Origin of the sequence: Siphonobacter sp. BAB-5385, from assembly GCF_002261125.1 — a bacterium.
Classification (GTDB): Bacteria; Bacteroidota; Bacteroidia; order Cytophagales; family Spirosomataceae; genus Siphonobacter.
Window position 1 is genome coordinate 171,677 of the sequence record NZ_NMPS01000213.1, and the last position, 9,829, is coordinate 181,505.

The 9,829-nt window shown below is 46.5% G+C and carries 9 protein-coding genes; 7 read left to right on the plus strand and 2 right to left on the minus strand.

Features of this window, described 5'->3' with window-relative positions; translation table 11 throughout:
• Nucleotides 1-17 precede the first annotated feature (17 nt).
• A complete protein-coding gene (dnaA, locus tag BWI93_RS22045) occupies nt 18-1,457 on the minus strand; it encodes a chromosomal replication initiator protein DnaA (RefSeq protein WP_094815266.1) in 1,440 nt (479 codons plus the stop codon).
• A gap of 193 nt (nt 1,458-1,650) precedes the next feature.
• On the opposite strand from dnaA, the gene BWI93_RS22050 reads away from it, so the two are divergent.
• From BWI93_RS22050 to cdaA, 3 genes are all read left to right on the plus strand, one after another.
• Nucleotides 1,651-2,562 carry a hypothetical protein gene (locus BWI93_RS22050; protein WP_094815268.1) on the plus strand — a complete coding sequence of 304 codons (912 nt, stop codon included), beginning with the start codon at nt 1,651-1,653 and terminating at the stop codon, nt 2,560-2,562.
• A gap of 68 nt (nt 2,563-2,630) precedes the next feature.
• Nucleotides 2,631-3,131, plus strand: a complete 501-nt coding sequence (locus BWI93_RS22055; RefSeq protein WP_094815270.1) for a hypothetical protein — start codon at nt 2,631-2,633, stop codon at nt 3,129-3,131.
• Between the two features lie 153 nt (nt 3,132-3,284).
• Nucleotides 3,285-4,082: a diadenylate cyclase CdaA gene (cdaA, locus tag BWI93_RS22060; RefSeq protein WP_094815272.1), complete on the plus strand. Its 798-nt coding sequence runs from the start codon at nt 3,285-3,287 to the stop codon at nt 4,080-4,082.
• Here cdaA and BWI93_RS22065 read toward each other — a convergent pair.
• Nucleotides 4,079-5,395 (minus strand): deoxyribodipyrimidine photo-lyase, encoded by a 1,317-nt coding sequence (locus BWI93_RS22065; protein WP_094815274.1) that lies wholly within the window; start codon nt 5,393-5,395, stop codon nt 4,079-4,081. The two genes, cdaA and BWI93_RS22065, sit on opposite strands and share 4 nt — an antisense overlap.
• 228 nt (nt 5,396-5,623) lie before the next feature.
• Here BWI93_RS22065 and BWI93_RS22070 point away from each other — a divergent pair, with 228 nt between their 5' ends.
• From BWI93_RS22070 to BWI93_RS22085, 4 genes are all read left to right on the plus strand, one after another.
• Entirely contained in the window at nt 5,624-5,929 is a 306-nt protein-coding gene (locus tag BWI93_RS22070; RefSeq protein ID WP_094815276.1) for a DUF4286 family protein, read from the plus strand.
• Nucleotides 5,930-6,079: 150 nt separating this feature from the next.
• The gene (locus BWI93_RS22075; RefSeq protein ID WP_094815278.1) at nt 6,080-7,702 is read left to right on the plus strand and encodes an NADP-dependent glyceraldehyde-3-phosphate dehydrogenase; all 1,623 of its coding nucleotides are present in this window, start codon (nt 6,080-6,082) and stop codon (nt 7,700-7,702) included.
• 211 nt (nt 7,703-7,913) lie between these two features.
• Nucleotides 7,914-8,705 (plus strand): methyltransferase, TIGR04325 family, encoded by a 792-nt coding sequence (locus BWI93_RS22080; RefSeq protein WP_094815280.1) that lies wholly within the window; start codon nt 7,914-7,916, stop codon nt 8,703-8,705.
• Nucleotides 8,706-8,707: 2 nt separating this feature from the next.
• Nucleotides 8,708-9,721: a glycosyl transferase gene (locus tag BWI93_RS22085; protein ID WP_255158004.1), complete on the plus strand. Its 1,014-nt coding sequence runs from the start codon at nt 8,708-8,710 to the stop codon at nt 9,719-9,721.
• The last annotated feature ends 108 nt before the right edge of the window (nt 9,722-9,829 follow it).

The following is a 9,829-nucleotide window of genomic DNA, read 5'->3' on the forward strand; positions in this document are numbered from 1 at the left end:
CACAAAGAAAAGCAGTCTTAACTTTTCTTGCCGAAATTTTTCTGTAATTCCTGCAGTTGTGTTTTTACCTCAGCGTTATGCTCTTTGAGTTCAGAGATGGTCTGAATGGCGTGAATGACCGTCGAGTGATCACGGCCACCAAAATGGTACCCGATGGATTTGAGGGATAAATCAGTGTAATCTTTGGCAAAATACATGGCTACCTGCCGGGGAAAGACGATCTCTTTCTTCCGGCTTTTGCCTTTCATATCCTGCAAACTGATTCGGTAATGCTGGGAGATCGTCTCCATGATGGTTTCGATGGTGACTTCCCGTTCGGAATCCTGTACAATGTTGCGGAGTACCTGCCGGGCCAGATTCATGTCAATTTCCCGCCGCAGTAACGTGGCCTGAGCAATCAGCGACACGACGACTCCTTCCAGTTCCCGTACGTTGGTATCAATCGAGTGAGCCAGGTACTCGATGACTTCGTAATCAATATCAACGCCGTCACCATGCAATTTCTTCATGATGATGGCAATCCGGGATTCGAGGTCCGGCATTTGCAAATCCGCCGACAGACCCCACTTGAACCGCGACAGCAGACGATCCTGTAAGCCCTGCAAATCTTTAGGCGGGCGATCAGAAGTCATGATGATCTGCTTACCCGTCTGGTGCAGGTGATTGAAAATATGGAAGAACGTTTCCTGCGTACGTTCCTTTCCGGCCAGGAACTGAACGTCGTCGAGAATCAACACGTCCACCTGGAGGTAGAAATTGGTAAAGTTCTGAATCGAGTTATTCCGCACGGCCATCACGAATTGATTCATGAATTTCTCCGTGGAAACAAATAGGACAAATTTCCCCGAATTAGAAGCCTTGATCTGATTACCAATGGCTTGGGCGAGGTGCGTTTTCCCCAAACCTACGCCACCGTAGATCATCAGTGGATTGAAAGAGGTTACGCCGGGCTTACTCGCTACAGCCTGTCCTGCTGAACGGGCCAATCGATTAAAGTCACCCTCGACGTAATTTTCGAAGGTATAAATCGGATTGAGATAGGAAGTAAGTTCCAGACCATCCAGATCCGGTAATTCGAAAGGATTGCGAAGCTGTTCCGGTTCCGAAGCCTTCTTGGCAGGAGGAGCCGAATTCTGGGGAGCAGGCCGCTGGTTCGGTACGGTATAGCCCATGGGTGGCTTCTTGTCGTCACCCCGGTCTACAATCACCGAATACTCCAGCATCCCCTGACGACCAATGGCATGATCAATCGCCCGACGGAGCACGTGAACGTAATTTTCCTCCAGCCATTCGTAGAAAAATTCACTGGGTACCTGAATCGTTAGCGTGCTTCCAACCAGACGTGCGGGCACGATCGGCTCGAACCAAGTTTTGAAACTTTGTTCAGGCACGTACTCACGTATGATCCGTAAACACTCTTGCCAAACGGATTTGGCATCACGAACGACAGTCTGCAAGGCTATTTCAGGCTGGATTTTTCATAAGGGGAGGCAAAGATAAAAAAACCCATCCTGCCTCGGGTAGTCTTCGAGCAATTTCCTTAAAAAATTTTAAGCATACTCTTTTTGGGAAAGTCGTTTCACAAATTAGAAAATTTCGGGTATACGAACGAATATTTTTATTGATTCTCTGGATTTACAACCTAGCCCTATGAAAAATCGCCCAAGCGAACTTTTTACCGAACTTCCCGCATCCCGACGTTCGTTGCAGCCCGTACCTGATTTTCTTCAGGCAACCTTGAACCAAACCTTGTTTGCGTGGCAACTGGTGCCGGATACCGACCCCTGGCAGGCGGGTATTCCCTTTGAGGTGCTGGCCCAGGAACCCATTCTGGCCCGCGAAAAACGACTGGAATGGCATACGCCCGCCCTGCCGCCAAGCGATCTGGAATATGTAGACGCTTTGGAATTACGCATGGATCAGCCCCTGCAAGACCCCATCGAAACGTATCTGCAACCCATCGATGCTCAACGCCTCGCTCTTTATTTTTCAGGTAATGTCGATTTTCTGGCTTTGTGCGAAACCCTGGACGCTTCTTTCCCTTATCCTATCCACGGCGGTTTTGCTGCCAAGCCCCAACCTGAGTTTCCCGGTTTCGAGTTAGGACTATTACGCAAAACCGACCATTGGCCGGAGTTCCGTCCTTTTCGGTTAACGGTGACTGCGGATGGTATTGCGGGCCTGAGTCATGGGTTCCTAAGTATACATCGCTGGTTACAGGCTTTCACGGATACAGACTACCCGACGGCACAACTCCTTTCGAAAGTCCAGTTTTCCTTTGAACGCAGTGCCGATATTCTGCTTGACTACGTTTACATCCGGGCCTTCCGCCTGCTGCTGGCTCAGTGGCAGGAGGCCTTCGAACAGGAAACTCCAACACCTCTGTTCATTCACGTATCCCAAGGTCCCTATCCAGACTGGCTGCTGGCTCAAATCAATTCCTATACGGTCGGTACGGAAGAGGCTGAACCCGTTGATGCGTACGCAGAAGCTTTTTTACAGGCCCTAACCTGGTATGTAGCTCAAAAAGTATGGGCTCAAGTGATGATTCCATTGGAATGATGCCGATTTTTATAGGCGTTATACATACGTCGGCAACGACACAGTTTTAACCTCTTAAACGGTATCCTATGCTTCGCTTCTTATTAGTAGTATTGTTGTTCACCGTCTTATTCTCGAATTGTGTATCGGTTCGGTCTAATACCAAAGCGGGTAATGTGCCCGCATTTCAGCGATTGCTAGTAGTTCTGGAAGATACGCCCCGGGAAAAGGCAGAGGCTCGACGATTTTTGAAGGAATGTCCTCCCAGTTATACCCTTTGTACGGCTTCCTTTCAATCGGCTCTGGCGTTTGATTCGCTGTCAGCCTTTATCACGAAGGAAAATCAGACCTGTCAGGCAGACGTTGCTATGGTGGTTCGTCGTACCCGTCCGATTTTACGAACCGATTCCTACAATCGTACGCGGGTGACCGGACAGGTATATCAGGTCGAGCTGCAACAGTTCCCTTCACTCCAACCATTCTGGAAAGCAGAGATCAAAGCCGAAGGTAATGGTGCAGTACCCGTGACGGCTATTTTTAAACGACTTTCTAAAGACGGTATACTGCAGCAGTCAATTGCTAATCGCTAAAAACTCGTTTTCATTCAATAACTATTCTTATATTTTTTTATATCATTTCAAGTAAACTAGAGTTCAAAACGCAGGAACTGGCAGCCTTTTTTTTATTTTTGAGTTTTCTAATTTACCTTATTGAAGCGTACTTCAACCGTTTACGTAGATCAAATGCTGGGATTAAGGCTTGGTTTTCTAGATATTAGTTTTCTCGACCTGATTGATATTGGACTGGTAGCATTCCTACTCTATCAGGTCTATTTTCTCATTAAAGGAAGTATTGCGAGTCGCGTTTTTCTGGGTTATCTGCTGGTCTACGGGATTTATCTGATTGTACGGGCTTTAAGAATGGAATTGTTATCCACCATTCTTGGGCAATTTATGGAAATCGGAGTACTGGCTCTGGTGATTATTTTTCAGCCCGAAATTCGAAGGTTTCTCATTTTCGTTGGTCGTTCGACCAATTTGCAGCAGTACCCTATTCTCCACCGTATTTTTAATCAGAAATCCGAAAAGCAGAGCAATTGGGAATTACAACCTGTGATTGATGCAGTGAAGAAGCTGGCCGCTACGCGTACCGGAGCATTGATTGTCATAAAAAAAGAAGATTCGCTGAAGCGTTACATTGAGTCAGGCGATGCCCTGGATGCTCAGTTATCCCGTTCGCTCTTATTGGCTATTTTTCAGAAAAACGGACCTTTGCACGACGGAGCCGTCATTATTTCGGATCATCGGATCAAAGCGGCCCGCTGTATGCTACCCATTTCCGAAAACCCGGATTTGCCAGCCATTCTGGGCTTTCGCCATCGGGCAGCTATCGGTCTTTCCGAGCACTCCGACGCAGCGATTATTATTGTTTCGGAAGAACGCGGTGAAATTTCACTCGCTCTGGAAGGTGGTGAACTCCGTCGCCACCTTCCAGTTCATGAACTACAGAATCACTTGGTCGCTTACTTACGCCAACACTAATCGGCATTTTTCTTCACAGCCCGGCGGTAGGTCTGTATGGCCCGCTCCCGGGCTGTTTCGTGCTCTACGATGGGGTCGGGATAATCAACCTGATCTATTTCAGGCACCCATTTTCGCACATACTCTCCTTTCGGATCAAACTTTTTCGCCTGCAAAGCTGGATTGAATACTCTAAAATAAGGCGAGGCGTCACAACCACTTCCGGCGGCCCACTGCCAACCACCGTTGTTAGCAGAAAAGTCATAATCCAATAATTTTTTGGCGAAATAGGCTTCTCCCCAACGCCAGTCAATAAGCAGATGCTTGGAAAGAAAACTGGCCGTTACCATTCGGATCCGGTTGTGCATGAAGCCGGTTTCATTCATTTGCCGCATGCCTGCATCGACCAGCGGATACCCCGTACGCCCCTCGCACCAGGCCTCAAATTCAGCTTCATTATTCCGCCACTGAATACGGTCATATTCCATCCGAAACGCATGGCCCGTATTAATGTGTGGAAAGTGATGAAGAACCTGAAAATAAAAATCCCGCCAGATTAATTCATTCAAGTAGGTGGGGCTTAACTGCTGTGCTTCCCGAGCCAGCTCACGAATCGATACGGTTCCAAATCGCAGGTGAATGGACATGCGGGAGGTGGCATCGAGGGCTGGATAATCGCGTTTTTCGGCGTAAGTTTCGATTTTGTCCGCAGGGATTTCCTGAGCGGGGAAGGGTTCACCTACTGCTTCGAAATGCATGGATTCCAGCGTAGAAATTCCGGAAAAAGATCCCTGATAGAATTGTTTGAAATACTTCTCAGTAGGATACGAACGAAGGTAAAAATCATTCACTTTAGCTTTCCAGGCCTTACTGTACGGCGTAAAAACGCTGTAAGGCTTGCCTGCTTTGCTCAGTACTTCATCCCGATCAAAAATGCACTGGTCTTTGTACGTATACAAAGGTATATCCTGACTTTCTAATAGCTCCTGAACCGCTGCGTCGCGGGCAATCGCGTATTGTTCATAGTCGTGATTGATATGTACCTGAGCGACCTCGTACTGCTTCAGGATTTGTTTCCATACCGGCAAGGGCCGATCATAGTAGACCAGCAAGTCCGAACCATGCTGATGTAAATCGGCTTGCAGTTGGGTAACGGTCTGGTGAATAAACTCTACCCGGCGGTCCCGGCGATCTTCCAGATCATCCAGAATTTCCCGGTCAAAAATAAAGAGTACAACCACTGGGTGGCCACTCCGCAGGGCATGATACAGGGCTGCCTGGTCGTTTAGACGCAAATCCCGACGGAGCCAACAAATGGTAATTTTTTCCTTCATAACGGACTTTTCTTACAAAAAACAGGCCAGAGAAGATGGGAAAGAATCTATTATTCCTTTGGCTTTGTAAGCTTTTCCTGATACGTTCGCAAATGGCATTATGTTTTTGCCTGATTTATTGAATCAGTTTCCGAATCTGTTTTTCGCTGCCCGTTCTTTCGAGGTATAGATTCGAACGCACTTTACACCAAAATTTTTATTCGCAGCACACTGCTTTATTTTAATCTTATGTTTCTCTATAACATCACGTATAATATCGAACATGCCGCTCACGATGAATGGATTCACTGGATGAAACATACCCATGTTCCAGCGGTACTGGCCACGAATCTGCCCATCGGGAATCGTATTTTCAAACTGCTTACCGAAATTGACAACGGAGGAGTTACGTACTCGTTTCAATTTTTCTTCGCCGATCAGGAGGATTACAATACGTATATTACTGAACATTCGTCCCGTCTTGCTGCCGAAGTAGACCGGCGATACGGCAATCAGTATGTAGTCTTCCGTACGCTTCTTCAGGAAGTCGTGTAACTAGTTTAAGTGAGCCGAACTTTCGTTTTCTGCCTGGCTATTCAGCTGGCATTGTGATTAATGAGGTAAACACCTCGAAGTTTTCGTCTATCTTCTGGAAACGGTCACAATAAAGCGTTTCTTCGTAGCTCACTTCAACTATCCCTTTTCATGAGTTCTCTACAACTGGAGTCCTTGTTTCCCCTTTCCGACCAAATTCCTGCGGAATACGCCCTTACTGAACCCCTGGAACAACGGGAATACCTCGTGGGCGGTATTATGAAAGCCTGGAACGGCAACACGCAGGCCGTGTATTCACCTATTTATACCCGTACGGCCGAAGGATCACAGCAAATTCGCATTGGTAGCTATCCTGTAGTAGATGCTCCCGATGCGATGGAAGTGCTGTACGCAGCGGTAAAAGCGTATGACAATGGTCGGGGCGAATGGCCAACCATGTCTGTAGCCGATCGCATTGCCTGTATGGAAACGTTCACCAAGAAAATGGTGCAGAAGAAAGCGGAGGTGGTGAAACTACTCATGTGGGAAATCGGCAAATCACTGGCTGATTCCGAAAAAGAATTTGATCGTACCGTTCAATACATTCATGATACGATGGATGAATTGAAACGAATTGACCGGGAGAATTCAAAATTCATCATTGAAGAGGGAATCATTGGGCAAATCCGTCGTTCGCCGCTGGGCGTCGTCCTTTGTATGGGGCCGTTTAATTACCCACTCAACGAGACGTACACGATGTTGATTCCGGCGATTCTTATGGGTAACGTCGTCCTGTTCAAACCTCCCAAACACGGAACTTTGCTGCACTATCCTTTACTGGAAGCCTTTAAAGAGAGCTTCCCCGCTGGTGTCGTCAATACCGTATACGGTCGGGGAAATACGGTAATCCCAACCCTGATGCAATCCGGTAAAATTGACGTTCTGGGCTTGATTGGTTCCAGCCGGGTAGCTTCGGACTTGAAGAAGATGCACCCTAAGACGAATCGCCTGCGGGCTATTCTGGGATTGGATGCCAAAAACGCAGGTATTATTCTGGAAAACGCTGATCTGGATCTAGCTGTCAAAGAATGCGTGCTGGGAGCTTTATCTTTTAATGGTCAACGTTGTACTGCTCTCAAAATGCTTTGGGTACACGAAAGTCGGGCCGAGGAATTTTTAAGTAAGCTCAGCGAAGCCGTTAGTCATCTGAAACTAGGCATGCCCTGGGAAAAAGGCGTAAACCTGACACCCCTACCCGAGCCCAATAAGCCGTCGTATCTCATTGAGTGTATTGAAGATGCAAAATTGAAAGGAGCCCGGGTCGTGAATCCCCACGGTGGCGAAAATTACAAATCGATTGTCTACCCGGCTATTGTGTACCCCGTTACGGAAGGTATGAAAGTCTACCGGGAAGAGCAGTTTGGCCCGTTGATTCCGGTAGCTACCTTTAAAAGTGAGGAAGAACCGATTCAGTATTTGATTGATTCGCAGCACGGGCAGCAAGTCAGTATTTTCGGTACAAATCCGTTGGAAATTGCCAGTTTGGTTGATCAACTCGTCAATCAGGTTTCCCGGGTCAATATTAACGCCCAGTGTCAGCGGGGACCGGATATGTTCCCTTTTACGGGCCGCAAAGATTCGGCGGAAGGTACCCTTTCGGTAAACGATGCCCTACGCTCATTCTCCATCCGCACGATTGTCGCTACTAAAGAGACTATGGAAAACAAGAGCATTGTTAACGAAATTTTACGGGAAAACGAATCGAATTTCCTGTCAACCCGGTATATTCTGTAAGCATCTTTTTTCGCATCCACACCGAAGAGCACCTTTCTAATCCAGGAGGGTGTTCTTCGCTTTTTTAACTAATTCTATCGCTATATATTCGTTACCTATCGCTGGCATTCTTGCTTACGTTTCATCAATAATTAAAATTATCTAATTATTATTATAGTCTTTTCTTACCTTTTATCTTTAATGTCGATACGCCCCCAACTTTAACTACAATATGCTTCAAGGCTTGTTCAAAAAGAAAGCCGCTACTCAGGCCGCTGGGTGGTTTGGCCGTTATGATTCCTGGAATCAGGTACTTCAACAAACCACGGGATACGACGCTGAGCTTATTCTGGAAAAGACGAAACAGGCGTTGTTACAGGTCAAAAATGGTAAAGCAGTGTATGAGCGGGACTCCGTTCTTTTTAATCAGAAGCAGTATCCATTCCCACTTTTAACCTTTCTGTTGCACAGTGCTCATCAAAAGAAACGGCCTTTGCACGTGCTTGACTTTGGCGGCTCGCTCGGAAGCACGTATTATCAGGTTAAGGAATTTTTGACCTCTGAAGTCTGTCAAAGCTGGAACGTCGTTGAGCAATCGCATTACGTTGCGTGTGGAAGCGAAAACTTCGCGGATGATCTTCTGCACTTTTTCCCTTCCATCGAGGCCTGCGTAGAGGCACATCCGGTTGATTTTATTATTCTCTCCAGTGTAGTGCAGTATCTACCCGAGCCGCATGCCTTTTTGGATGAACTGGTACGTTGGGACTTTGAATTTATTCTTTTTGATCGTACAGCATTTATTCAGGAAAACCAGGATCGGTTGACCTTACAACAGGTTCCTGCTGAAATTTATTTGGCTTCTTATCCGGCCTGGTTTTTCCACGAACCCACATTTCTTGCTCACTTTCAAAAAGCCTACACGGTTGTAGCGGATTTCACTTCCTATGTTCCCGGAGAAGAAATTATGCGAATTGATCAACAACCCGTTGGCTACGATAAGGGATTTTACCTAACCAAAAAATAACAGTGCTTTACTTCTGTACGCTTTTCAATGCCACGTATCTGACGCGTGGCGTCGCGATGTATGAATCGCTCAAAAAACACTGTCCCAGGTTTCATCTGTACATCTACGCCTTTGATGACCATAGCTACGAAGCACTGCAACGGCTAAATCTTTCGCAGGCAACAATCATTGGCTTCGACGAATGGGAAGATGACGAATTGCTTCAGGTAAAGACAGTCCGAACGGCAGGAGAATATTGCTGGACCTGTACACCAGCGACAATCTGGCACACCATCCAGGCGTACCACCTACCCTATTGTACGTATGTAGATGCTGACTTACTCTTTTTGAGTAATCCAGACGTCTTGATTAAAGAAATGGGGGAAGCATCGGTTCTTATCACGCCCCATCGGTATACGCCCGCCTATGATCAAACAGAAACGAGCGGCAAGTACTGTGTGCAGTTCGTCACGTTTAAACGGGATGCCCAGGGTCTAGAGGCACTAGCTTGGTGGAAGAAGGCTTGTATCGACTGGTGTTATAATCGATTCGAAGAGGGGAAGTTTGGTGACCAAAAATACCTGGACGATTGGCTTGAGCGGTTTTCGGGCGTGCATGAACTTCAGCATTTAGGTGGAGGCGTAGCTCCCTGGAATGTACAACAATACGCTTTTACTAAAAAAGAGGGATTGATTCACGGTAAGGATCTACTAACGGATGAATCATTCAATGTTATATTTTACCACTTTCATTCCTTTAGCTATAGCAAGAGTAATATTTTGAGACTATGCAATTCATCGTATCTATTACCCGATAGCTGCATTAAACATATCTACGCCCTCTATATCAAGGCATTAATACAATCATACGAGAACATTAGAGGGGTTAATGAACGAGCAGTAAGCCATGAAATAGCCAATAACATTTCCTGGCTAGGCCGATCCTGGAAGAAGACGATTTTATTCTGGATTAAGGGGCATTATGCGAATCACTACCATCAATTTCGATTCATGCATGGTTTAATCATTTCGAGGTAACGAAAAAGTCTACTGATTTTACACGGGGCAAGTGGAAGACGAACAAGCCCATCTTCGGGCTGGAGGTATAGACAGGAGAAGCCTTCTGAGTGATCAGAAGGCTTCTCC

What these genes read in the sequence shown, in the direction of transcription:
- BWI93_RS22055 (WP_094815270.1), top strand. Translation starts at nt 2,631, where the DNA reads ATGCTTCGCTTCTTATTAGTAGTATTGTTGTTCACCGTCTTATTCTCG.
- BWI93_RS22050 (WP_094815268.1), top strand. Translation starts at nt 1,651, where the DNA reads ATGAAAAATCGCCCAAGCGAACTTTTTACCGAACTTCCCGCATCCCGA.
- BWI93_RS22075 (WP_094815278.1), top strand. Translation starts at nt 6,080, where the DNA reads ATGAGTTCTCTACAACTGGAGTCCTTGTTTCCCCTTTCCGACCAAATT.
- cdaA (WP_094815272.1), top strand. Translation starts at nt 3,285, where the DNA reads ATGCTGGGATTAAGGCTTGGTTTTCTAGATATTAGTTTTCTCGACCTG.
- BWI93_RS22070 (WP_094815276.1), top strand. Translation starts at nt 5,624, where the DNA reads ATGTTTCTCTATAACATCACGTATAATATCGAACATGCCGCTCACGAT.
- BWI93_RS22080 (WP_094815280.1), top strand. Translation starts at nt 7,914, where the DNA reads ATGCTTCAAGGCTTGTTCAAAAAGAAAGCCGCTACTCAGGCCGCTGGG.
- BWI93_RS22065 (WP_094815274.1), bottom strand. Translation starts at nt 5,395, where the DNA reads ATGAAGGAAAAAATTACCATTTGTTGGCTCCGTCGGGATTTGCGTCTA.